Source organism: Mesorhizobium sp. LSHC412B00, from assembly GCF_000503035.1.
Lineage (GTDB): Bacteria > Pseudomonadota > Alphaproteobacteria > Rhizobiales > Rhizobiaceae > Mesorhizobium.
In genome coordinates, this window is record NZ_AYWB01000004.1 from 435,004 (window position 1) to 459,055 (window position 24,052).

At 63.2% G+C, this 24,052-nt stretch carries 22 protein-coding genes and 2 pseudogenes; 9 read left to right on the forward strand and 15 right to left on the reverse strand.

Annotated elements, in window-relative coordinates:
- Positions 1 to 12: 12 nt before the first annotated feature.
- The 4 genes and pseudogenes from X757_RS153905 to X757_RS153895 form a co-directional block, all read right to left on the reverse strand.
- The gene (locus tag X757_RS153905) at positions 13 to 825 is read right to left on the reverse strand and encodes an ABC transporter permease (RefSeq protein ID WP_023725981.1); all 813 of its coding nucleotides are present in this window, start codon (positions 823 to 825) and stop codon (positions 13 to 15) included.
- Positions 825 to 1,603 (reverse strand): annotated as a pseudogene (locus X757_RS01000000164710) (ABC transporter permease). Before X757_RS01000000164710 ends, X757_RS153905 begins: the two are co-directional and overlap by 1 nt.
- Positions 1,604 to 1,665: 62 nt before the next feature.
- Positions 1,666 to 2,829, reverse strand: coding sequence for a PotD/PotF family extracellular solute-binding protein (locus X757_RS153900; protein ID WP_023725982.1), 1,164 nt, complete (start codon positions 2,827 to 2,829; stop codon positions 1,666 to 1,668).
- Entirely contained in the window at positions 2,810 to 3,946 is a 1,137-nt protein-coding gene (locus X757_RS153895; protein ID WP_023725983.1) for an ABC transporter ATP-binding protein, read from the reverse strand. Before X757_RS153895 ends, X757_RS153900 begins: the two co-directional genes overlap by 20 nt.
- Positions 3,947 to 4,059: 113 nt before the next feature.
- Between X757_RS153895 and X757_RS153890 the strand changes: the two genes are divergently transcribed.
- The 7 genes from X757_RS153890 (at position 4,060) to X757_RS153860 (ending at position 11,345) form a co-directional block, all read left to right on the forward strand.
- On the forward strand, positions 4,060 to 4,869 hold the full coding sequence (locus X757_RS153890) for a LuxR C-terminal-related transcriptional regulator (RefSeq protein ID WP_023725984.1): 810 nt from the start codon (positions 4,060 to 4,062) through the stop codon (positions 4,867 to 4,869).
- Between the two features lie 94 nt (positions 4,870 to 4,963).
- Positions 4,964 to 5,881 (forward strand): AraC family transcriptional regulator, encoded by a 918-nt coding sequence (locus tag X757_RS153885; protein ID WP_023671262.1) that lies wholly within the window; start codon positions 4,964 to 4,966, stop codon positions 5,879 to 5,881.
- Positions 5,882 to 6,110: 229 nt separating this feature from the next.
- Positions 6,111 to 7,382: a sugar ABC transporter substrate-binding protein gene (locus X757_RS153880; RefSeq protein ID WP_023725985.1), complete on the forward strand. Its 1,272-nt coding sequence runs from the start codon at positions 6,111 to 6,113 to the stop codon at positions 7,380 to 7,382.
- A 98-nt stretch (positions 7,383 to 7,480) separates the two neighbouring features.
- Positions 7,481 to 8,347 (forward strand): carbohydrate ABC transporter permease, encoded by an 867-nt coding sequence (locus X757_RS153875; protein WP_023725986.1) that lies wholly within the window; start codon positions 7,481 to 7,483, stop codon positions 8,345 to 8,347.
- 26 nt (positions 8,348 to 8,373) lie between these two features.
- Positions 8,374 to 9,186 carry a carbohydrate ABC transporter permease gene (locus X757_RS153870; RefSeq protein WP_023725987.1) on the forward strand — a complete coding sequence of 271 codons (813 nt, stop codon included), beginning with the start codon at positions 8,374 to 8,376 and terminating at the stop codon, positions 9,184 to 9,186.
- A gap of 15 nt (positions 9,187 to 9,201) precedes the next feature.
- Complete coding sequence (locus tag X757_RS153865) at positions 9,202 to 10,248, forward strand: NAD(P)-dependent alcohol dehydrogenase (protein WP_023703712.1); 1,047 nt, start codon at positions 9,202 to 9,204, stop codon at positions 10,246 to 10,248.
- Positions 10,249 to 10,250: 2 nt separating this feature from the next.
- Entirely contained in the window at positions 10,251 to 11,345 is a 1,095-nt protein-coding gene (locus tag X757_RS153860) for an ABC transporter ATP-binding protein (RefSeq protein ID WP_023725988.1), read from the forward strand.
- Between the two features lie 54 nt (positions 11,346 to 11,399).
- Here the strand turns inward: X757_RS153860 and X757_RS153855 are convergent, their stop codons facing one another.
- From X757_RS153855 to X757_RS01000000164715, 10 genes and pseudogenes are all read right to left on the reverse strand, one after another.
- Positions 11,400 to 12,986 carry an FGGY-family carbohydrate kinase gene (locus X757_RS153855; protein ID WP_023725989.1) on the reverse strand — a complete coding sequence of 529 codons (1,587 nt, stop codon included), beginning with the start codon at positions 12,984 to 12,986 and terminating at the stop codon, positions 11,400 to 11,402.
- Positions 12,987 to 13,120: 134 nt separating this feature from the next.
- A complete protein-coding gene (locus X757_RS153850; RefSeq protein WP_023689170.1) occupies positions 13,121 to 13,780 on the reverse strand; it encodes an HAD family hydrolase in 660 nt (219 codons plus the stop codon).
- An 11-nt stretch (positions 13,781 to 13,791) separates the two neighbouring features.
- Positions 13,792 to 15,270, reverse strand: coding sequence for a mannitol dehydrogenase family protein (locus X757_RS153845; RefSeq protein ID WP_023725990.1), 1,479 nt, complete (start codon positions 15,268 to 15,270; stop codon positions 13,792 to 13,794).
- 46 nt (positions 15,271 to 15,316) lie between these two features.
- Positions 15,317 to 16,087: an L-iditol 2-dehydrogenase gene (locus tag X757_RS153840; RefSeq protein WP_023725991.1), complete on the reverse strand. Its 771-nt coding sequence runs from the start codon at positions 16,085 to 16,087 to the stop codon at positions 15,317 to 15,319.
- Positions 16,084 to 17,088, reverse strand: a complete 1,005-nt coding sequence (locus X757_RS153835) for an ABC transporter ATP-binding protein (protein ID WP_023689168.1) — start codon at positions 17,086 to 17,088, stop codon at positions 16,084 to 16,086. Before X757_RS153835 ends, X757_RS153840 begins: the two co-directional genes overlap by 4 nt.
- Positions 17,089 to 17,138: 50 nt before the next feature.
- Positions 17,139 to 17,963 (reverse strand): carbohydrate ABC transporter permease, encoded by an 825-nt coding sequence (locus tag X757_RS153830; RefSeq protein ID WP_023671250.1) that lies wholly within the window; start codon positions 17,961 to 17,963, stop codon positions 17,139 to 17,141.
- Between the two features lie 11 nt (positions 17,964 to 17,974).
- The gene (locus X757_RS153825; RefSeq protein ID WP_023725992.1) at positions 17,975 to 18,847 is read right to left on the reverse strand and encodes a carbohydrate ABC transporter permease; all 873 of its coding nucleotides are present in this window, start codon (positions 18,845 to 18,847) and stop codon (positions 17,975 to 17,977) included.
- A gap of 119 nt (positions 18,848 to 18,966) precedes the next feature.
- The gene (locus tag X757_RS153820) at positions 18,967 to 20,277 is read right to left on the reverse strand and encodes a sugar ABC transporter substrate-binding protein (RefSeq protein WP_023725993.1); all 1,311 of its coding nucleotides are present in this window, start codon (positions 20,275 to 20,277) and stop codon (positions 18,967 to 18,969) included.
- A 242-nt stretch (positions 20,278 to 20,519) separates the two neighbouring features.
- Positions 20,520 to 20,861: a hypothetical protein gene (locus tag X757_RS153815; RefSeq protein ID WP_155923262.1), complete on the reverse strand. Its 342-nt coding sequence runs from the start codon at positions 20,859 to 20,861 to the stop codon at positions 20,520 to 20,522.
- Positions 20,862 to 20,973: 112 nt separating this feature from the next.
- Positions 20,974 to 21,881: pseudogene (locus tag X757_RS01000000164715) on the reverse strand (LysR substrate-binding domain-containing protein).
- Between the two features lie 110 nt (positions 21,882 to 21,991).
- Here X757_RS01000000164715 and X757_RS153810 point away from each other — a divergent pair.
- Positions 21,992 to 22,177 carry a hypothetical protein gene (locus X757_RS153810; protein ID WP_023725994.1) on the forward strand — a complete coding sequence of 62 codons (186 nt, stop codon included), beginning with the start codon at positions 21,992 to 21,994 and terminating at the stop codon, positions 22,175 to 22,177.
- A 35-nt stretch (positions 22,178 to 22,212) separates the two neighbouring features.
- Here the strand turns inward: X757_RS153810 and X757_RS153805 are convergent, their stop codons facing one another.
- Complete coding sequence (locus tag X757_RS153805; RefSeq protein ID WP_023671243.1) at positions 22,213 to 23,172, reverse strand: sugar-binding transcriptional regulator; 960 nt, start codon at positions 23,170 to 23,172, stop codon at positions 22,213 to 22,215.
- Between the two features lie 220 nt (positions 23,173 to 23,392).
- Between X757_RS153805 and X757_RS153800 the strand changes: the two genes are divergently transcribed.
- Positions 23,393 to 24,025, forward strand: coding sequence for an HAD family phosphatase (locus X757_RS153800; protein WP_023725995.1), 633 nt, complete (start codon positions 23,393 to 23,395; stop codon positions 24,023 to 24,025).
- Positions 24,026 to 24,052 lie beyond the last annotated feature (27 nt).

The window sequence follows — 24,052 nt, forward strand, 5'->3', positions numbered from 1 at the left end:
TGGATGGCTTGTTCAGTTTGACGGCTGGCGCTGGCGCAGCTGCCATTGGGCAAGCACCACCAGAAGAACCGAGGCGACGAGCACGATGGTGGCGATGGCGTTGATTTCCGGCGTCACGCCGCGCCGGATCGAGGCGAAGACATAGATCGGCAGCGTCGTCTGCGCGCCGGCGACGAAGAAGGCGACGATGAAATCGTCGAAGGAGAAGGTGAAGGCGAGCAGGAAACCGGCGACCACAGCCGGCATGATCTGCGGCAGCACGATCGAGCGGAACGTCGTCAGCGGCGTGGCGTAGAGATCGCTCGAGGCCTCAACCAGGTTGCGGTCGAGGCTGGCGAGACGCGTGCCGACGATTATCGTCACCAACGCCATCGAAAACAGGCCGTGGGCGGCGATGATCGATCCATAGCCGAGCGACAGGCGCGGCGGCTGGTCGTTTGGCCAGATCGAGGCGAGGAACGGGTTGAGCACGCCAAACAGCTGGACCAGCGCGACAAGCGTCGAGATGCCGATGACGACGCCGGGAACGACGATCGCGGCACCCATCAGCGCGTCGAAGACGGCGCGGGTTCTGAGCCCCACCCGCGCCAGGCCGAGTGCCGCCGCCGTGCCGCACACCGCCGCCAGAAGGGCGCTGGTGGTGGCGATGAACAGGCTGTTCTTCAACGCCTCGACCAGGAACGGGTTCGACAGCGCCGTGCCGTACCACTGCACCGAAAAGCCGGTGAACTCGCTGGCATGGCGGCCGGCGTTGAAGGAAAACAGCACGACCAACGCGATCGGCAGATAGAGGAAGGCGAAGACGGCTGTGACGAAGGCGCGCATCAGATCAGATCCACCCTGCGGGCGCCCGACACCCGTGTCGAAATGCGGTTTGCCGCGATCAGCACCACCACCGAAACCGCCACCAGCGTGATGGCGATGGCCGATCCGAACGGCCAGTTGCGCGACTGCAGGAACAGGTCGACCAACGCGTTGCCGATGAAGAACACCTTGCCGCCGCCAAGCAGCGTCGGGATGAGGTATTCGCCAAGCAGCAGGATCATGACCAGCGAGAAGCCGGTCATGACGCCCGGCAGCGACAGCTTCAGCGTCACCCCCAGAAAGGTTGAGAGCGGGGTCGCGCCGAGATCGGCGGAGGCTTCCAGCAGCCTNGCGTGTTGATCAGCCTGACATCCTCGATGCCGACAAAGGCCAGCAGCGCGGGAATGCCGCGTCCGCCCAGAATGTACATCCAGGCATAGGTGCGCATCAGCAGGCTGGTCCAGAACGGAATGACGACGAGCGCAAGCAGGATCAGCCGCCAGCGCTCCGGCGCCTTCAGGGCGAGGTAGTAGGCAACCGGGTAGGCGACGAGCAGACAGGCAAGCGCGCCCACCGGCGCCAGCATCATCGTGTTCCAGAAAGCAGTCGCCCGCGCCGGAAGATTGGCATACTGCGCCAGCGTGAAGGCGGCCTGATAGCCGCCCTCCGGCGCCCGCTCGCCGACGCTGAACACGGCAATGGCGACGAACGGCAACACCAAAAACACCAACAGCCACACTGTAGCCGGAGCGAGCAGCAGCGCTGTCAGGATGTTATACCGAAACCTGTTGCCGTGCATGGAAACCGCCCCGATGCCGGCGGACATAGGCCCGCCGGTTTTCCGTTTGCGCTAGGCCAGCCTCAAGCCGACTTGAAGCGCGCCATCAGTTCGGCGCGGCCGGGGTCGGTCAGCGTCGCCGCCGCACCAAACTCCAGCGGTGTCAACAGGTCGGCCGCCGGGTAAAGGATCGGATTGTCGAGCACTTCCTTGGGCAACAGCTTGTTGACGCGTGCGTCGGTCGAGGGCGCGCCATTGGCGAGATGCTCCTTCACAGCAACCTCCGGGGTCATCAGATAATTGAGCAAGGCATAGCCGGCCGGCTTGTTCGGCGCGTCCTTCGGGATGGCGTAGAAATCGGTCCAGATTTCGCCGCCCTCCTTGCCCAGCACGTAGGCGATCTCCGGGATATCGCGATGCAACTGCGCGCCGTCATTCGTCCAGCACATGGTCATCCAGGCGTCGCCCGCCCGCATTCCCGGCTGGTAGTCGGACGAGACCGCGAACAGATGCGGCTTGACCTTGAGCAGCAGCTCCTCGGCCTTGGCGAGCTCGTCCTGCTTCAGCGAGTTGAAGGAATAACCGTAATATTTCAGCGCGTTGCCGATGGTGGTCAGCTGGTAGTCATGCACCATGGTGCGGCCATCGCCCTCAGCCATGGCGATGTCCCAGAACTCCTTCCAGCTCGTCATCGGCTTGGCCAGCTTCTTGGTGTTGACGGCAAAGCCCGTGGTGCCCCAGTTCTTCGGCACCGCGTAGGTCGTGCCGTCGATCGTGCCTTCCGAGGTGAAGCGCGGGTCCTCCTGGGAGCCGTCGAAATTCGGCAGCTTGGCCATGTCGAGCGGATCGATGATGCCGAGTTTCTTGTAGGTCGAGATCGTGTAGTTGGTCGGTACGAACAGGCTCCAGCCCGAGGCGCCGGCCTGCAGCTTGGCAAGCATCTCCTCATTGGAGCCGAAGACGTTGACCTCGACGGCGACGCCGGTGTCCTTCTTGAAATTCTCGAAGGTCTGCGGGTCGTGATAGTTCGGCCAGGTGGCGATCGACATGCGGTCGCCGAGGTTTTCGGCGGCGAAGGCCGGCGTCGGCATGATGCCGAGCTCGCGCGCCATCACCGCGGTTGCGATGCCCAGGCCGGTGAGGCCGAGGAAATCGCGGCGGCCGATCGAGCCGCGCTTCAGGCGCATCAGCTGGTCGACGAAGTTCTCGGGGCTAATCGGCAGTCCGTCACGATATGATTTCGACATTTTTTGCTACCCTCTGGTTGGTCCCGTTGTTCTTGGTCTCCGGAAACGCCAGCGGCGTCCCGGAGGCAAAGCCGATGGCGACGGGTTCACCCGGCTTGAAGAGGTTGCCATGGCCGATCACATGGTCGGCCTTGGCCAGCAGCGTTCCGATGCCCTGCACCTCGATGGCGTATTCCGCCGTCGAGCCCAAGAAGATCCGGTTGCGTACGATGCCCTTGAAAGGGCTGCCTTTGGTGGCGCCGAGGCTTAGCGATTCAGGACGCAGGCTAACAGAAACGGTCTCGCCCTGCTGCAAGGCGGTTCGTTTGCGCGCGGCAATGACGGTTCCGTCCGCCAGCGCCACATTGATAAGATCGCCTGTATGCCCGGCAACCTTGCCGCTCAACAGATTGGTCTTGCCGACGAAGTCGGCGACGAACAGGTCGGCCGGCTCGTCATAGATCTCGCTTGGTTGCCCGAGCTGTACGATGCGGCCGCCGTTCATGACGCAGACGAAGTCGCTCATCGACAGCGCCTCCTCCTGGTCGTGGGTGACCAGCACGAAGGTGATGCCGATCTCGCGCTGCAGGTTCTGCAACTCGATCTGCATGTCGGTGCGCAGTTTCTTGTCGAGGGCCGCCAGCGGCTCGTCGAGCAACAGCACGGCCGGCTTGTTGACCAGTGCGCGCGCCAGCGCGACGCGCTGCTGCTGGCCGCCGGAGAGTTCGTGAATCTTGCGGCGGCCATAGCCGGCGAGCCGCACCATTTCGAGCGCCTCGCCGGCGCGCCGGCCGATTTCCTGCGACGACAGGCGCGGCCGTGCCTGGCGCAGCCCGTAGGACACATTGGCTTCGACATCGAGATGCGGAAACAGCGCGTATTGCTGGAACACCATGTTGACCGGCCGACGATAGGGCGGCGTTCCGGCCATGTCTTGGCCGCGGATGAACACCTGGCCTTCGCTCGGCTGCTCGAAGCCGCCGATCATGCGCAGGCATGTGGTCTTGCCGCAGCCGGACGGTCCGAGAAGGGCGACAAAGGCGGAGGGCGGCACAGCCAGATCGATGCCGCTGACAGCGGTCACGGCGCCATAGCGCTTGGTGACGCCGCGAAACTCGATGTCGGGCACTGCGGTCAAAGTGCTGGCTCCAGCAACAGGGCTATTTCAGGACGCTACCAGAGCCGATGGCGGCTAGTATATACCTCGCAGGTGGTATATCTGATCTATTTTCTCGTTTGAGGGGGTATAGGTTGAGTGCGTCCCGCAGCGACGAATACAGCCGGCTCGCAGCCCTTGTCGCGGCAACGCGAGAGACCAGCGGCGAAATGTTCGGCCAGGCAATGGTCGATTGGCTGAGCCAGCATGTCAGCTTCGACCACTGCGTTATCTTCGGCTATCGCGGCGCATCGCGACCGCCGCTGCTGTTCGAAACCTTCTCGCCGGCCGAGAGCCATGTCTTCGTCACGCTCTATCAGGAAGGACCTTATCTGCTCGACCCATTTCATCACGCGGCGGTGGAGCGCAAGGAGGGGTTCTGGCGCATGCGCGAGCTGGCGCCCGACCGCTTCTATGCCAGCGAGTATTTTCGCACCTACTATAGCCAGACAAGGCTGGCCGAGGAGGTCGGCTTCTTCGTGCCGCTGCCCGGCAAGGATGCGCTGGTGCTGTCGCTGATGCGATTGCACGCCTCGGGTCCCTTCGGCACCGCCGATGCCAGGCTGCTGCGCGACATGGCGCCGGCGGTCATCAACTTCGCCCGGTTGCGCTGGCCCGCACTTTCGGCCGAGGAGCAGGACGAAGCGGAGCAGGGCGAGACGATCGCCGCCGTCAACGAGTTCGACCGCGCCCACATTTGGGAAAGCCTGTCGCTGACCCCGCGCGAAAAGCATGTCGTCGATCTGGTGCTGCAGGGGCATTCCACCGAGTCGATCGCAAGAGCCATGCGCATCGTGCCGGGAACGGTGAAGGTCCATCGCCGCAACATCCATCGCAAACTCGGCGTCAAATCCCAGGCCGGGCTGTTCGCCCGCTTCATTGAGATCATCGAGAGCCGGCGTTGAAATCGCTGAGGCAGACATCGTTCACTTGCGGGCGACAGACTGCTACGGATTACCCGAAACCAGTCGCTTCCTCATACGCCCCGGAGAGCAGACGATGGCATTCAGGCGCAGAAAGAACACGGCCGCGATCCCTCGCACGGTGCCGGCTTTCGAGCACATCGTCACCGAGGCGAGCGACAGTTTCCTGTGGCGGCTCGACGACTATCCCTGGGAGCGCAATGTCTGGAATTTTCATCCGGAATACGAGATCCATCTCCTGCGGAAGTCTTCCGGGGTCGCGCTGGTCGGCGATCACATCGGCGAATTCGGGCCGGGCTACCTGAGCATCGTCGGCGGCGGGCTGCCGCATGACTGGGTGACATCGGTGCAACCCGGCGAGCTGATCGAAGGACGCGACATCGTGCTGCAATTCGATCCGCAGCGGCTGCGCGGCTCGGCGGGACTGCTGCCGGAGCTGCGCGAACTGGAACCGTTCCTGGAGCGATCGCTGCGCGGCATCGTCTTCCATGGCCGCGCCGCGCTCGACGGCGCTGCGCTGATGGAAAGGATGGGCACCGTGCACGGGCTCGCCCGGTTTTGCCTCTTCCTCGAACTGGTCGATCTGCTGGCCAGGACAGACGAATACGAGCTTTTGTCCTCGCCGGATTTCTCACCCGCGCTCGACGCAACCTCGCTGGACATCATCCAGCGCACGCTGACCTATCTCTTCCAGCATTTCGCCGAGGATCTGAAGCTGCCGGAGGCGGCGGAGCTGGCCGGGATGAGCGAAAGCACGTTTTCGCGCTTCTTCCAGAAGAACACCGGCAACAGTTTCAGCGACCACATCGCCAAGCTCCGGCTCTGGCAAGCCTGCAAGCTGCTGGCGGACACCGATATTCCGATCACCGACATCTGCTTCCAGGTCGGCTACATGAACATCTCCAACTTCAACCGCGCCTTCCTGCGCAAGCACCGGATGACGCCGTCATCCTACCGCAAGCTGTCGAAGCAGCGGATGACGATGCGCGCCTGAAAACCGGCCTTCCTCACTCCATCGGTACTCATGTGACAGAGGCCGTGCAGGCGGGCCGGATTTTGCAGCGCACAATGCATAAAAGTACAGGTCTGCTGCAACGGGGCTTCTAGCGCGGCCTTTAGCAACTCCTCATTTTGGCGATGGGTGGCTTGTCGCTCGGGCGATGGCGAGGATCGCGCAACCGAAGACTTCCGCTTCCTGCGACTGTTCCTGGAGGAGAAAATCAATGAAACCAATTCGGCTCGCTGCGAGCATAAGCGCAGCTTTCATGCTTACCACGACCCTCTCGACCATGGCGCTGGCGGCGCCGGTCTGCTCGGCGCCGGTCAAGGTGCTGGCGCAACCGCGTGACGGGCTGACGCTGCTGGAAGCGTCCAAGGACGAGTTCCAGAAACTGGCCGGCGCCAGCTTCCAGATCGACTATCTCAACGAGAACGACCGCCGGGCAAAGTCGCGCGCCGATGCGTCCACGGTCGGCAACTACAACGTCTACTATGTCGACGAAGCCAATGTCGCGCTGTTCGCCTCGTCGAAATGGATCGTGCCGCTCACCGACTATTACCCGGCTGACTACGACTACGCCGATTTCGACCCGGGCCGGCAGAAGGTCGCCACCTATGACGGCAAGGTGTGGTTCGCGCCGCTGACCGGCGGCGGCGACCTGATGGTCTACCGCAAGGACATTCTGGAAGCCGCCGGCATCCAGCCGCCGAAGTCGCTGGACGAGTTGATCGCCGACGTGCCGAAGCTGACCGATCCCGACAAGGGCATGTACGGCATCGCGCTGCGCGGCGCGCGTGGCTCGGGCGCTAATGTCTGGCGCTGGATGCCGTTCTTCAAGGCCTATGGCGGAAAATGGTTCGACGGTGACAAGCCGGCTTTCAACTCCGAGGCCGCGGTCAAAGCGACCGAGACCTATCTTAAACTGTTCAAGGATTCAGCGCCCGGCACGCAGACCGGCAGCTGGGACGAATCGACCGGCGCCTTCCTGTCGGGCCAGGTTGCCATCTTGGTCGAATCGACGCCGCTGTCGGGCATGGCGGTCGACCCGAAGACCTCGCAAGTGGTCGGCAAGATCGGCTTCCTGCCGCCGCCCTCGCCACTGACCGGCGGCGGCTACGGCCACGGCCTCGCCATCGCCGCCAAGGCCAATGCCGATGACGCCGCGAAGCAATGCGCCGGCCTGTTCATCGCCTGGGCGACGTCGAAGGAGAACGAGAAGCGCCGGCTCGACGCGCACCAATTCGGCGAGCTCAACCGCACCAGCGTGCTGTCCAGCAAGGAGTTCGCCGACATCTATGGCGCCGATCTCGGCCAGGCGCTTGCCGATACCGGCAAAGTGACGGCGGTGAACTTCTGGCAGGATCCGCGCTGGCCGGATCTCGGCGACCGCTGGGGCATCATCCTGGAAGAGCTGGTCACCGGCACGCGCACCGACGTCAAGGGCGGCCTCGACGAACTCGAGGCCTACGCCAACGAGCTGGTGAAGAAGAAGTAATCCTCCCGCCCGCGGCGCGCGGTCCACGGCATTCGACCGGATGCCGGGACCTGTGCGCCGCGGGTTCTCCCCAAAAAGGCACAGCCCGAGGATAGGCAATGCGCCGACGCTCTTCCCTGCCCGTGACGTTTCTGGTTCCGACGCTCGCCATTCTTCTGGTGCTGTCGATGGTGCCGACGCTGTACGCCATCGTCATTGCGCTGCAGAACCGCGAGCTGAGCTCGTCGGACTATTCCTGGGTCTGGCTGTCGAACTTCATCGACCTGTTCGCCGACCGGCGTTTCCTCAACGCGGTCTGGGTTTCGGTGAAGTGGGAAATCGTCACCGTGGTGGCGACGATGATGGTGGCGATCGGGCTCGGCGTGCTGATGTTCGAAGTAGCGTCGCCGCGGCTGCGCAACATCTACTGCCTGCTGTTCATCATCCCGGTGCTGTTGCCGCGCGTGTCGGCGGCCTTCGTGTGGAAGTTCGCCTATCATCCGCTCTACGGCATCGCCACCTACCCCTACCGGCTGATCACCGGCGGGCTGATCTTCGACCCGCTTTCGAAGCCAGCGACGGCCCTGTTTGCCGTCGCCTCGGTCGATGTGTGGCAGTGGGGACTGTTCTTTGCCGTCATCGTGCTGAAGCTGCTGGAAACGCTGCCGCCGCAGCCGATCGAGGCAGCGCGGCTCGACCATGCCAAACGCTGGCAGATCCACGCCTATGTGACCTTGCCGATGCTGAAGGCGCCGCTGATCAGCCTGATGTTCGTCAAGATGATCGAATCGCTGCGCTCCTTCGACCTGATCTATGTGATGACGCGCGGCGGGCCGGGCGTGGCGACCGAGACACTCGACATGTACGCCTTCTCGCAAGGCTTCATCGAGTCCGGCAAGGTGTCCTACGCCTCGGCCATGGCGGTGCTGATGATGATGGCCACCGTCATCACGTTCACCATGCTGTGGAAGCGGGTGCAGGCATGAAGTCGAATCGCATGAGACCGTATCGCATGAGACCGGGCCGCCTCATCGGCAAGATCATCCTGGCCTTCGCCGGCTTCATGGCGGTGTTTCCGCTCGCCTGGACGGCGGTCAATTCGCTGAAGAACAATGTCGACATCATCACCCGAGTGCCGCGCCTGGTGTTTACCCCGACCTTCGACAATATCAGCTACATCATCGGCCGCGACAGCGTAATGACCGGTCTCTATAACTCGGTCATTTCCTGCGGCGTCGCCGTGCTGATCGGCGTCATGCTCGGCCTTCCGGCAGCCTATGCGGTGGCGCGCTATCCCAATCGCTTCGCTGGCGACATCCAGTTCTTCGTGTTGTCGCTGCGCTTCCTGCCCCCGGTGGCAGTCGCCATTCCGCTGATGGTGATCTGGCTGCAGATCGGGCTCTACGACACCTTGCCGGCGCTGATCGTCACCTATTCGCTGCTCACCATCTCGGTGATCATGTGGCTCGCCATTCCCGCCTTCCAGGCCGTGCCGAAGGAAACCGAGGAAGCCGCTTTCCTCGACGGCTACGGCGCTTACTCGGTGTTCTGGCGCATTGCGCTGCCGGTAGCGGCGCGCTCGCTGATCGGCGCCGTCGCCTTCAGCTTCGTGCTGGTGTGGAACGAATTCCTGATCGCGCTGATGCTGTCCAGTTCCAACGCCAAGACATTGCCGATCGTCGCTTCCGAACTTTCACAGCAAGGCATGAACGTGCCGTGGGGAATCCTCAACGCCTCGGTCGTGCTGTTGTCGCTACCGCCGCTGCTGTTCCTCGGCGTGCTCAGCGGCTTCCTGAATTCCGTTTTCCGGCAAAAAAAGACTTGATGCGAGGACTTACCTATGCGGGCACTGGTGCTTGAGAAAAAAGGCGAACTGTCGCTGCGCGAGATCGCGCTGCCGCTCGACGTCGGACCGGGCGATGTCAAGATCGCCATCCACACGGTCGGCGTCTGCGGCAGCGACGTGCACTATTATACGCATGGCGCGATCGGCAGTTATGTCGTGCGGGCGCCGATGGTGCTCGGCCACGAAGCCGCCGGGACCGTTGTCGAGGTGGGCGCCGAAGTCGAGACGTTGAGGGTCGGCGACCGCGTCTGCATGGAGCCGGGCGTGCCGAACCTGTCGTCGCGCGCGACGAGGCTCGGCATCTATAATGTCGATCCCGATGTCAGCTTCTGGGCGACACCGCCGGTGCATGGCGTGCTGGCGCCCTATGCCGTGCACCCGGCCGCCTTCACCTACAGACTGCCGGACAATGTCACCTTCGCCGAAGGCGCGATGGTCGAACCCTTTGCTATCGGCATGCAGGCGGCGAGCCGCGCCCGCATCGTGCCTGGCGACGTCGCCGTCGTCGTCGGCTGCGGCCCGATCGGCATCATGATCGCGCTGGCGGCGCTGGCCGGCGGCTGCTCGAAGGTGCTGATCTCCGATTTTTCCGCACCCAAGCTCGAGATTGCCGCACAATATCCCGGCATCGTGCCGGTCAATATAGGTGAGCAATCGCTGGTCGACGCAGTCTCCGCCGCGACCGACAATTGGGGCGCGGATATCGTGTTCGAGGCGAGCGGCAGCCCGAAGGCATTCGCCGACCTGTTCGATGTCGTGCGGCCGGGCGGCGCGGTGGTGCTGGTCGGACTGCCGGTCGAACCGGTCAGCCTCAACGTTCCGGCGGCGATCTCCAAGGAAGTGCGCATCGAGACGGTGTTCCGTTACGCCAACATCTTCGACCGCGCGCTGCAGCTGATCGCCTCGGGGAAGGTCGACCTCAAGCCGCTGATCACCGGCACTTATGATTTCTCGGACAGCATCGAGGCCTTCGAGCGGGCGGCGCAAGGCAAGCCGCAAGACGTCAAGCTGCAAATCCTTCTTACCGGCGAGAAGGGCTGACCATGTCCGCGATCGTTTGCTCCCATGTCGACAAGGCTTACGGCGCCACCACCGTCATCCGCGACCTCAATCTCTCGATCGAGGAGCACGAATTCGTCGTATTCCTCGGCCCGTCCGGCTGCGGCAAGTCGACCTTGCTCAGGATGCTGGCCGGACTGGAGGATATCAGCGGCGGGGAAGTGTCGATCGGCGGCAAAGTGGTCAACGATCTCGAGCCCGGCGAGCGCGGCATTGCCATGGTTTTCCAGAACTATGCGCTCTACCCGCATATGACGATCTTCGACAACATCGCCTTTGGGCTCAAGCGACAGAAAGTGCCCCCGGCCGAGATCCGGAAGCGGGTCGAGGCGGTGGCAACGACGCTCGGCCTCGAACCTTACCTCGCCCGCAAGCCGACCGAACTTTCCGGCGGCCAGCAGCAGCGCGTGGCGATTGCGCGCGCCATGATCAAGACGCCGAAAGTGTTCCTGTTCGACGAGCCGCTGTCCAATCTAGATGCCAAGCTGCGCAACCACATGCGGGTCGAGATCGCCCGGCTGCATCAGTCGCTGAAGACCACCACCGTCTATGTCACCCACGATCAGTTGGAAGCGATGACGCTGGCCGACCGGATCGTGCTGCTCAGGGATGGCGTTATCGAACAGATCGGCTCGCCTGCGGAGATCTATCGCCAGCCGGGCAATCTGTTCGTCGCCGGCTTCATCGGTACGCCGAACATGAATTTCATCGACGTGGTCGTCGGGCGGAAGGACGAACGCTGGACGCTGACAGGCGGCGGCTCGAGCTTCTCCATAGAAGGCTCGGGCTTCGATCTACGCGGCGTCCAGCGCGCCGTGCTTGGAATCCGACCGCCGGACCTGAAGACCGCCGTCGCTCAGAGCATCAATCTTCTGCAAGGCACCGCCGACCTCATCGAGTTCCATGGCAATGACGCGCTGGTGACGTTCGCCTGCGGCGGCAAGGAGGTCGGCGCATTGGTATCGGCCCGCGAATGCCCGGCGTTGCGCGCGCCTGTGCGCTACACATTCGAGGAGGAGAGCGTGCATCTGTTCGACGCGGCGACCGGCGTATCCTTGCGCCGGCGAGAGGAGGCCTAGATTTGGTACGCAATTCCGGACGGAAAACCGCTTCACATTTTTCCTGGAATTGCTCTAGCTGATGGCGTCGAGCTCCTGCCGCTGGCGGTGCATTTCGAGGAAAATCTTGTAGTCGCGGTCGAAGCGGCCTGACGCGGCCGGGTTCGAGGTGCGCGCCCTGCCGCCTTGCTGCATGGCGACGCAAGCGGCATTCAGGTCCGGGAACAGACCGGCCGCGGTGGCGGCGACCATGCCGGTGCCGAGCAGAACGGCTTCGTCGGCCAGCGGCTCGATCACCGCGCAGCCGGTCGCGTCGGCATAAAGCTCCATCAGCAACGGGTTCTTGGTGTGGCCGCCGGTGACATGCAGCGTGTCGATGAGATAGCCGTTCTCGTTCAGCGCCTCCAGCACATGGCGCACGCCGAGCGCGATGCCGACGGCGGTGCGCCAATACAGCTTGCACAGACTGTCGAAGGAGGAATCCAGCGTCAGCCCACTGACCACGCCGACGGCATGCGGGTCGGCAAGCGGCGAGCGGTTGCCGTGGAAATCCGGCAGCACATGCAACCTCGCCGCCAGCTTGTCGCCTTCGGTGCTGCGCAGTTCAGCGACGCGCCTGGCGATCTTGGCATGCATGGCCGCATCCGGCTCGCCGCCGGCGCCATGCCAGCGGATGATGTGGTCGAGCAAAGCCCCGGTAGCCGACTGGCCGCCTTCCGACAGCCAGAGCTTTGGCAGTGCGGCGCCATAGTATGGACCCCAGACGCCGGCGAAAGGCTGCGGATCGGGCGACATGGCCATGACGCAGGACGAGGTGCCGGCGATCAATGCCAGATGGCGGCCGATATTCTGCTCGTCGCCAGCAAAGCCGCCGAGCACGCCAAGCGCGCCGGCATAGGCATCGATGACGCCGGCGCCGACCCGACAGTTTTCGCTCAAGCCCAACTCCGCCGCCGCTTCAGGGGTGAGCGTGCCGATGCCTGCGCCGACAGCACTTGCCTTCTCCGGCAGGCTGCCGTGTTCGAACAGATCGCCAAGCCCGACCCTGTCGAAGAAGTCACGGCGCCAGCCGGTTTCCTCATGCGCCAGATAGGTCCATTTGGCGGTCAGCGTGCATTGCGAGCGCGCCAGCGACCCGGTCGCCTTCCAGGTCAGGAAATCGGTGAGGTCGAATAGGTAGCCGGCTTCATGCCAAGTTCCCGGCAGATTGCGCTTTAGCCACATCAGCTTCGGCGTCGCCATTTCCGGCGACATGACGCCACCGATATAGTCGAGTACGGCGTGGCCGCTATCGGTGCATTCATCTGCCTCGGCGATGGCGCGATGGTCGAGCCAGACGATGGTGTCCCAGCGCCGTTCGCCCGTCACCGAGACGCTGAGCTGGCCGGCATTCCTGTCCAGCACCACCAGCGAGCAGGTGGCGTCGAACGACATGCCGACAATATCGTCGGCTGACACACCGGCCTTTTCGCGCGCGGCACGCACCGCGATGCAGACCGCCGACCAGATATCCTGCGAATTGTGCTCGGCGTGATCGGCCTTCGGCTGGTTCATGACGATCGGATGCTCGGCGCGGCCGAGCAAGGTGCCTGACGTATCGAGAATGCCCGCGCGGGCGCTCCCGGTGCCGACATCGACCGCGCAAACGAAGCTCTTCGTCAAGATGCTTTTACTCTCGCTCCCTAGAGCCGTATGATTTCAGGTCTGTTCGACCTGAAATCTGAATCCGTCTCTAAATCAAAGAAGTAGAGCATGATGTCGTCCGAAAACCGCTTCACACTTTTCGGCATCATGCTCTAGCCTGCAATCAGATCGGGCAATTGCAGCATGTCCGCGAATATAAAGTCCGGTTCACTCGACGCAAGCCGCGCTTTCAAGGCCGGGTTGCCGGCGTGCGAACCGCCGGTGAAAGCAAAGACGCGCATGCCGGCCGCACGCGCCGCCGCGATGCCGGCAGGGCTGTCCTCGATTACGATGCAATTACCGGGATGCGCGCCCATGGCGGCGGCGGCATGGAGAAAAAGATCCGGCGCCGGCTTGCCGCGCGCGACCATGGCGGCACTGAACAGATGCGGCTCGAGCAGGCCGAGCAGACCGGTGACGTCGAGCGCGTAGCGTATCCGGTCGAGCGTGCCGGAGGAAGCGACGCAGCAGGGTACGCCCAGCCTCGGCAGGATGTCGCTGATGCCGGGAATCGGCTTCAGCTCCTCGCGGAATTTGCGCATCAGTTCGACGCGCATGTCGGTAAGATGCACGTCGGTGATGTCGATGGTGAAATCGCGAAGAAGTATCTCGCGCACGCTCTTCATGCTCTTGCCGAGGAAATGCTCGTAGGCGGCATCCTCGCTGACCGAGCCCCCGGCGGCAGAGATCATGCCGAGCAGAGCCGAAACCGACAGCGCCTCGCTGTCGACCAGCACGCCGTCACAGTCGAAGATGACCAGTTCGGGCGTCATTGCGGCTGGCGTCAGAGCTTGCCGGAGATATAGCGCGTCAGCGTCGCGCGCGTGCCATTCGCCCACAAGACGTTGAGCGCATGGGCAAAGGCCTCGGCGAACGGCGCCGAGCGGCCGACACCGCCATAGATATCCTCCATCGCAAGCCAGGCACCGGGCTTATCCTTCGCCGCCTTCGCGCTTGCCTGCAGCCGGTCCCAACTCGGGTCGTTGGCCTCGATGACCGCGCCGCTGTCTGTGGTGCCGAAACAGTAGCGGCACCACAGCGCGGACTCGAGCGCCAGACCCGCGACGCCTTTGCCGGCCTTCAGCCGGTCGGCAATGGTCGGGATGATGAATTTCGGCTGCCGGTTGGAACCGTCGAGGCAAAGCCGACGGATGGTGTCGCCGATCTTCGGGTTGGAAAAGCGGTGCTCGATGAGCTGGTAATAATCCTCCAGCACGGTGTCCGGCACCGGCGGCACCGTCGGGATGATCTCGTCATGCTCGAGCTTGGCGAGGAAGCCGCGCACCAGCGGCTCCTGCATCGCCTCATGGACGAAATGGATGTCCATCAACCCTGCGGGATAAGCGATCGTGGCATGACCGCCATTGAGGATGCGGATCTTCATCAGCTCATAGGGCGCGACATCCCTCACGAATTGCACACCGACCTTTTCCAGCGGCGGGCGGCCGTCGGTGAAACGGTCTTCCAGCACCCATTGCTTGAACGGCTCGCAGAACACCGGCCAGTTGTCCTCGAGGCCGAACTCCGAGGCGAGAATACCGCGCTCGCGGTCGGAGGTGGCGGGGGTGATGCGGTCGACCATGCCGTTGGGAAAGGCGACATTGTCGCTGACCCAGTTCGCCAGATCCTCATCGATCAGGCGGGCGAGGCCGATGACGCCATCCGAGGTGACATGGCCGTTGTGAGGGATGTTGTCGCAAGACATGACGGTGAACGGCACGATGCCGTCGGCACGGCGGCGCTTCAGCCCGGCCAGGATGAGGCCGAACACCGTCTTCGGCGTCGTGCCTGCCTGTGCGTCGGCGACGATGTCGGGGTGGGTCGGGTTGAACTTGCCGGAGGCCGGATCGATGAAATAACCGCCTTCCGTGATGGTCAACGAGACGATCTTGATCGCCGGATCGGCGAGCTGGTCGATGATGGCATCGGCATCGCCGGGCGTCAGGAAGTCGATCATGACGCCGGTGACGCGGGCGCTCATATGGTCGGAATCCTGCTCGACCACGGTGGTCAGCCAGTCCTGCTCCTGCAGCTTGGAACGGCCGAGCTTTTCGCCCTCGAAGACCCCGGCGCCGACCAGAGCCCAGTCATGGCCGATCCCTGCATTGAAGAGATCGTCGAGATAGACCGCCTGATGCGACCGATGGAAATTGCCGACGCCGAAATGGACGATACCGGGTTTGAGCCTGGAGCGATCATATCTGGGACCGGCGACCTTGGCGGGGAGTTCCGAGAGGATCGAGGAGGAGAGTTTCACGGTCATTTTTCTACCCTTTTGGCCGGGCTGCGGCCTGCGTGATCCCGGCCCATCAACTCATCCATTGGCCGCCATCGACATTGTAGGTCTGGGCGACAATGTATTCGGCGTCGTCGCTGGCCAGGAAGACCGCCATGCCGGTCAGGTCCTCCGGCTTGCCCATGCGGCCATAGGGCACGCCCTCGCCGACCAGCCGCTTCTTCTCGCCCTTCGCCCGGTTCTCATATTTGGCGAACAGCGCATCGACCTCATCCCACATGTCGCTGTCGACGACGCCGGGCGCGATGCCATTGACGTTGATGCGGTGCTTGATCAGATCGAGCCCGGCGGACTGGGTCAGCGAAATCACCGCGGCCTTGGTGGCGCAATAGACGGCGACCAGCGGCTCGCCGCGCCGTCCTGCCTGGCTGGCGATGTTGATGATCTTGCCGCCCTTGCCCCTTGCGATCATCGAACGCGCCGCTGCCTGCAGCATGAACAAGGTGCCGGCGACGTTGACGGAGAACAGGCTGTCGTAGCTTGCTTTGGTGATCTCGACGATCGGCGCCAGGTCGAACAAGGCAGCGTTGTTGATCAGTATGTCGAGGCCGCCGGTCTTTGTTTCGACCGCATTGACCGCCGCCTGGATCGAAGCGAGGTCGCTGACGTCGAGCCTGACCGGATAGGCGTTGGCGCCAATCTCGGCGGCCGTCTTTTCGGCAGCCGCCAGATTGATGTCGGCAATGGCCACCGTGGCGCCCTCGCGCGTGTAGGCTTCGGCAAAAGCCCTGCCGATGCCGCGCGCGGATCCGGTGATCAGCGCCGATTTGCCTTTCAGTCTCACTGCGTCAGCGCCTTTCCGTCGGGGCCGAAGCGATGCATGCGGACCTTGTCCGGCGTCAAATAGATGGTGTCGCCGTGGCGTACGGCCAGTTCGCCATCGGCGCGTACCGTCAGCGGACCGACGCCGTCGGCCTGGACATGCAGGAAGGTGTCGGAGCCCAGATGCTCGGCGACGCCGACAAGGGCTTTCCAGTCACCCGCGGTGGTCGATATCCCCATATGCTCGGGACGAATGCCGATGGTCTTGGCGTTGTATTTGGCCGCCGGCGCACCTTCGATCAGGTTCATTTTCGGCGAACCGATGAAGCCCGCCACGAACAGGTTCTTCGGCGACTTGTAGAGTTCCATCGGCGAGCCGACCTGTTCGATGTTGCCGGCGTTGAGCACGACGATCTTGTCGGCCATGGTCATGGCTTCGATCTGGTCGTGGGTGACGTAGACCATCGTCGTCTTGAGCTGATGGTGCAGCTCGCTGATTTCGAGCCGCATGGTGCCGCGCAGTGCGGCGTCGAGATTGGACAGCGGCTCGTCGAACAGGAATGCCGAGGGCTGGCGCACGATGGCGCGGCCGATGGCGACGCGTTGCCGCTGGCCGCCGGAGAGCTGGCCGGGCCGGCGTTCGAGATAGTTGGTGAGGTTGAGGACCCGGGCTGCGTCCTTCACCTTCTTGTCGATCGTCGCCACATCCTCGCCCGCCATCTTCAGCGGGAAGCCGATGTTCTTGGCCACCGTCATATGCGGATAGAGCGCATAGGACTGGAATACCATGGCCAGCTTGCGCTTGGCCGGCGCCTCGCCGGTGACGTCACGGCCATCGATGTTGATGGTGCCCCCGCTGGTGTCCTCGAGCCCGGCGATGAGGCGCAGCAACGTGGACTTGCCGCAACCCGACGGCCCGACGAAGACGACGAACTCGCCATTCTCGATGACCAGGTCGAGGCCTGGAATGATGACCGTCGATCCGAAATGCTTGGAGACGTTCTTGAGCGTGATGTTTCCCATGGTTTCCTCCCCGAGGGGTTATTTGGCCGGATTGCTTCAGGCAACGTCCGTTATTTTACCGCGCCGAATGTCAGGCCGCGCACCAGCTGCTTCTGGCTGAACCAGCCCATGATCAGGATGGGGGCGATGGCCAGCGTCGAGGCCGCCGAAAGCTTGGCCCAGAACAGGCCTTGCGGGCTCGAGAACGAACTGATGAAGGCCGTCAGCGGCGCTGCCTCGGTGGTGGTCAGGCGGATGGTCCAGAACGCTTCGTTCCACGCCAGGATGATGTTGAGCAGCATGGTCGATGCGATGCCCGGCACGGCCATGGGGGTCAGCACATAGACGATCTCGCCCCACAAGGTGGCGCCGTCCATGCGTGCCGCTTCCAGGATCTCGCCGGGGATTTCGCGGAAGTAGGTGTAGAGCATCCAGATCACGATGGGCAGGTTGATCAGCATCAGCATGATCATCAGGCCGATGCGGCTGTCGAGCAGTCCGGCATCGCGGAAGATGAGGTAGATCGGGAACAGCACGGCAACCGCCGGCATCATCTTGGTCGAGAGCATCCACATCAGGATGTCCTTGGTCCACTTGCCCGGCGAGAAGGCCATCGACCAGGCGGCCGGAACCGCGACTATCAGGGCCAGGATGGTCGAGCCGACCGAGAGCAGCACCGAGTTGAAGAAGAACTTGAAGTAGCCGCTCTGCGCCTGGACCTCGGTATAGCTCTCGAACGTCCCCGACGGGATCAGCGCGAAGCCCTGGATGGCCTCCTGCTCCGACTTGAACGAGGTGATGATCGTGTAGAGGATCGGGAAGAAGATCAGCAGCGCGACGATCCAGGCGGCGCCTGTCGCAATGACCTTGTGTTGGGTGGTGACTGCACGTGCCATCGTATCCTCCCTTACTTGTCCAGGTTCTTGCCGACCGCGCGCATGGCGAAGAAGGCGACGATGTTGGCGAGAATGACGGCGATGACACCGCCGGCCGATGCCTGGCCGATTTTGAACTCCAGCAATGCCTTCTGGTAGACGAGGAAGGGCAGGTTGGTGGAGGCATAGCCGGGTCCGCCATTGGTGGTGACCAGGATTTCGGCATAGACCGACAGCAGGAAGATGGTCTGGATCAGGATGACGACGGTGATGGCGCGCGACATGTGCGGCAGCGTCAGATAGATGAAGCGGCTGACGAAGCCGGCGCCGTCCATCTCGGCGGCTTCCTTCTGCTCGCCGTCGAGCGACTGCAATGCGGTCAGCAGGATCAGCGTTGCGAAGGGCAGCCATTGCCAGGCGACGATGATGATGATGGCAAGCATCGGATGCTGCCCGAACCAGTCGATCGGTTGACCCCCGAAGAAGCGCGCAATGTCGGCAAAGACGCCGTACTGCGGGTGCATGATCATGTTCTTCCAGACAAGTGCAGCCACCGGCGGCATGACGAAGAACGGAGAGATGACGAGGATGCGGACGATCCCCTGTCCCCACATCGGCTGATCGATCAACAGCGCCAGCATGATGCCGCCGATGACGGTGATCAGCAGCACGCTGCCCACCAGGACCAGCGTGTTGAGGATCGACTGCAGGAATGCCGGGTTGGAATAGAACAGCGAGTAATTCGAGAACCAGACAAACCCGTCGCGGATCGGATTGAGCGGATTGTACTGCTGGAAGGAGAACCAGATCGTGAGTGCCAGCGGCACGATCATCCAGACGAACAGCAGCACCACGGATGGCGCCAACATAAAGCGGGCAAGCGAACGGGTCTGCTGAGTAGCCATGACGGTCACCCTTCAAGGTCAGCCAAATTTTCAGGTGTGTGAAAGGGGCCGCCCGAACTGGGATTCGGGCGGCCGTTGCCGGCCAAGGAGGCGGCCGGCATTCGGCACCGGGAGGAGCCTTACTTGATATAACCGCCTTCGGTCATGGTCGCGGTGGCGGCGTCCTGCGCCTGCTTGAGCGCGTCGTCTACGCTGGTCTGGCCGGCGAGCGCCGCCGAGAACAGCTGGCCAACGGTTGTGCCGAGGCCCTGGAACTCAGGAATGGCGACGAACTGCACACCGACATAGGGCACCGGCTTGACGGTCGGATGCGTCGGGTCGGCGGCATTGATCGAGTCCAGCGTCATCTTGGCGAACGGAGCCGCCTTCTGATACTCGGCATTGGCGTAGAGCGAGGAGCGCGTGCCCGGAGGAACGTTGGCCCAGCCTTCCTTCGAAGCAACCAGTTCTGCGTAGTGCTTGCTGGTCGCCCAGGAGACGAACTTCTGTGCGGCGTCTCCCTTCTGCGTGCCGGCCGGGATGGCCAGCGACCAGGCCCACAGCCAGTTGCCGCGCTTGCCCAGACCATTGTCGGGGGCCAGTGCGTAGCCGACCTTGTCCGCGACGGTCGAGTTCTTCGGGTCGGAGACGAAGGAGGCGGCGACGGTGGCGTCGATCCACATGCCGCACTTGCCCTGCTGGAACAGCGCCAGGTTTTCGTTGAAGCCGTTGGACGAGGCGCCCTCGGGACCGTCGGCCTTCATCAGGTCGACATAGAACTGCAGCGTGTTCTTCCATTCCGGCTGGTCGAATTGCGGCTTCCAGTTCTCGTCGAACCAGCGGGCGCCGAAGGAGTTCGACATGGCGGTGAGGAAGGCCATGTTCTCGCCCCAGCCGGCCTTGCCGCGCAGGCAAACGCCGTTCACGCCATTGGCGCGGTCGGTCATCTTGTCGGCGGCCTGCTTGATGAAGTCCCAGGTCGGGGCGTCGGGCATCTTCAGCCCGGCCTTCTCGATCAGGTCCTTGCGGTACATGACGAACGAGCTTTCGCCGTAGAAGGGCGCGGCATAGAGCTTGCCGTCGACCGAGAGGCCGCCGGCGATGGCCGGGATGATGTCCTTGGCGTCATAGTCGTCGCCGAGCTTGTCGAGCGGCAACAGCCAGTTCTGCTTGGCCCAGATTGGAACCTCGTAGGTGCCGATCGTCATCACGTCATACTGGCCGCCCTTGGTTGCGATGTCGGTGGTGACGCGCTCGCGCAGCACGTTCTCTTCGAGCGTGACCCAGTTCAGCTGGATGTCGGGGTTCGCCTTGGTGAAGTCGTCCGTCAGCTTTTGCATGCGGACCATGTCGCCATTGTTGACCGTGGCGATGGTGATGGATTCGGCGTGTGCGGCAAAAGCGAAAGCGCTGGCCGACAACAAGCCCAGGGTGAGCGTGCGCAGTTTCATCAAATTCCTCCCATGAACCAAGATGAGCATTTGCCTTGGTAATGGGCAATTACTCACTTGGCATAAATTATGTCAAGCCAGATTCGATGCTGCAGCGCAGCACGCAAGGCGGAGCGCGGCGTTGCGCGCGTAGAGGATATTGAACGGATTTGGGAAGCTGTTTGCAGGGGATGTGAGAGCGCGTTGATGCCGACCCATCGCAACCCAATCGTCGCGCCAGGGGAGCGATAGGGCCGAGTCCATCAGCCGTGGGACGGGTAGCTTCCCACGGAATATTCGAAAACCCTGCCGTCGCGTGTTTGCTTGGCTCTGGTCAGCACTTCCGTCACCTGGATCCAGCTGGGCTCGTCCTTGCGCAGCCTAACTTCCCGGCCGATTGCCTTCACGGCAGCTTGAAACGGCGTAAATGCTTCGATCACCTGCGTCGTGCGCACGGTGTTGTTTTCAATTTCTTCGACGCGATAGACTTTCATCAGCCGGCTGATCGACCCTGTTTCAATCTGCAGACGATTGATCCTGCTCAATTGGGTCGTCACAAGCACAAGCCTATGCCGGGCGAGTGATATCGACAGCGTTTTTGTCAAGCTTGGTTAACCGGGTGGCCCGATCGCAGCTGTTTGTCCGCGAAAGCGAGCATTCGTCGCGGATCCATGGCTCGCTTTGCATCTCGGAAATCAATCCGCGAATCGCTCGCCCTCAGGCGCAGGCGATCTCGGCCAGGATCCAGTCCCGGAAGGCTTTTATCTTCGGCACGTTGCGACGCGCCGTCGGGTAGACCAGCCAATAGGCGTGGCCGTCGTCGCCGACCAGGTCGAAGGGCTGGATCAGGCGGCCGGCGGCGAGCTCGGTCTTGAACAATGCGGTGGTCAGGATCGCCACACCATGGCCGGCGATGGCCGCGTTCGCCTCATAGGCCTGCGCGCCCATGCTGGTGCCGGTGCGCCTGGCAAGTTCGTCCGCCGGGACGCCGGCAAGGGCGAACCATTCCCGCCACCAGATGTCGCCGGGATCGAGAATGGGCAGCTTGAACAGGTCGGCGGGTTCGTGGACGCCACCTATGGTGGCAGCGAGTGCCGGCTCAGCACCGGGGTGAAATCGGCCTTGAACAAAAGATGGGTCTCCACTCCAGGCCACTTGCCGCTGCCGGAGCGGATAGCGATGTCCATGTCCTCGCGGGCAAAATCGATCACCCTGTTCGAGGTATCGACGCGCACCGCCAGCGACGGATGCGCGACCTGGAAGGAGCCGAGGTGCTGCGCCAGCCAGTTCGAGGCAAAGGTCAGCAGCGTCGAGACGCACAGCACACCATCGGCGCCCCCACGCGCGGCGGAATAGGCGCTTGAGAGCAGGCTGAACGCCTCGCTGACGGCGGGCGCCAGGCGCTGGCCGGGTTCCGTCAGCACAATCTGGCGCGGCTGGCGCAGGAACAGCGGCGAACCGATGCGCTCTTCCAGAAGCTTGATCTGGTAGCTGGCGGCGGCCTGCGTCATGCCGAGTTCCTGCGCGGCCTTGGTGAAGGAGAGATGCCGCGCGACGGCTTCGAACACCCTGATGGCCTGCAGCGGCGGCAACTGGGCGAGCTGTGGTGCCTTGAGATCGGGCATAAGCCCTCCTTATGGGTCGTGATCGACGTTTGATTGGCGGCAAAAGCCAATCAGGCCGATATCTGGTGTCAACGATCAATCAAGTTCAAGCATAGCGGAGGCTGAAGATCATGACCACGGTACAGCAAAAGCTCCATTCGACCCCGGCGCAGAGGCGGTTTTCCCTGCTGGTGCATGAATTTTCCCTGCTTGTGCACCGCCGGCGCGGCTACGTCGACGTCCGGGAGTTGTCGCCGCATCTGCAGCGCGACATGGGTTTTCTCGACGGCAACGACCCGTCCGGGCGCTGCAAATAAACGTGTTGGATTTTATCGATGGGCCGCTTAATCTATCAGGAACCGTCGAGCAAGGCCGTGGCGGTCCGCTCGTCGGTGATGAGGCCATTGACCAGCCGGCGGTTCACAGCGGCCAGGATGCCCGGCAATTTGCGCTCGCCCATGGCGAGCGCAATGACCAGCGACTTTTCGCGTGACGGCAAGGCTGCCGACGATACCCGGTCGTTGGTGATGCCCTCGATCATGCGGCCTTCCCGATCGAACACCCAGCCGACGATCTCGGCGACGCCGCCAGCCTTTTGCAACGCCTTCAGCTCGCTTTCCGAGATAAAACCGTCCTCGTAGAGCGGCGCCTTCGGGCCGAGATCGCCGATGCCGACAAAGGTCACGTCGGCTTCCGCGGCCAGCGCCAGCGTCGGTTGGATCATCGGCTGGGCAAGCAGCATCTCGCGCTCTTCCGGCGACGAGGCGATGACCGGCAGCGGCATCGGGAACGAGCGCGCCTTGACCCGGTCGGCCATGGTGAAGATGACGTTGTAGAAGGCGGCCGAACCGTCGGGCGAGATGTTGCCGGTCAAGGACACAACCTTGTGCTGCGAGCATTCCATCGGCGGCAATTGCTCGATCGCCGCCTTCAGCGTGCGGCCGGTGCCGATGGCCAAGACGATGGGCGTCGGTGACCGCAGCCGCCGCTCGATCTCGGCCGCGGCCGCCTCGGCAATGCCGATCGTGGTCGAGGATGAGGTTGGATCGCTCGGCACCACTTCGACGAGGTCGAGCGCGAAGCGTGACTTCAGTCTAGCTGCGAGATCAAGGCAATTGGCGATCGGGTGATCGACGCGAACCTTGATCAGCCCCTCCGACACCGCCAGCGACACCAGCCGCTGCGCCGTCTGCCGGGAAATGCCGAGCGTGGCGGCGATCTGGTCCTGGGTGTTGCCGGCAACATAATAAAGCCAGCCGGCGCGCGCTGCCTCGTCCAGCCTGCTGCTGCCGCCATCTTGCCGCGAATTCAAAATGTGCCTCCAGCCCTGCCCCTTTGCGCGCCCTTGGGCGAAGCGTCGTAGTCTTGCAGGGAATGTGTCGGCGCGCAATTGTTCAATCGGGAAGACAATTGCTTGCTGCTTCGATCCGGCCGCCGCGCGGCAACCAACCCAGCGAAAATCGCCAGCGGACGGGCTCGGCGGTTTATCTCCTGATACAAACGCTTTAAGGGGATCGGCAAAGGAGCCTCGCATGACGCCGAAAGCGGTTTTCTGGGATATGGACGGCACGCTGGTCGACAGCGAGCCGCTGCACGAGGCGGCCTTGGTGGCGGCGCTGCGCAGCGTCGGTATCACGCCGCCGGCCGACCTGCATGAGCGGGTGCTGGGCGTCGCCGCCGCACCGGTCTACGAGATGCTGCGCAGCGAGTTCGGCCTCGACCTGCCCTTCGACGACTGGATCGTGCGCAAATACGATCACTACATGCCGATGGCCGAGACGCTGAAGCCGCGCCCCGGCGCGATCGAAGTGTTCAACGAGTTGCGCGCGCTCGGCGTGCAGCAGGCGGTGGTGTCCAATTCCGACCGGGTGATCGTCGATGCAAATCTGAGCGCCGTCGGCCTGATCTATCCCGGCATGCGCACGATCAGCCGAAACGACGTGCGCGAAGGCAAGCCGCATCCCGAACCGTTCCTGCGCGCCGCGTGGCTGGCCGGCGTCGATCCTTCAGACGCGGTGGCCGTCGACGACAGCGCTACCGGCGCCACATCAGGCCTGGCCGCGGGGATGCGGACGATCTTCTGGCCGGAAGCGCCGATGGCAGGACCGAAGGGCGCTGTCGTGATCAACAGTGCGGAAGAGTTGCGGGCTCAGTTGGGACTCTGAGTGAGCCTATGAACGTCGGCGCTGCCC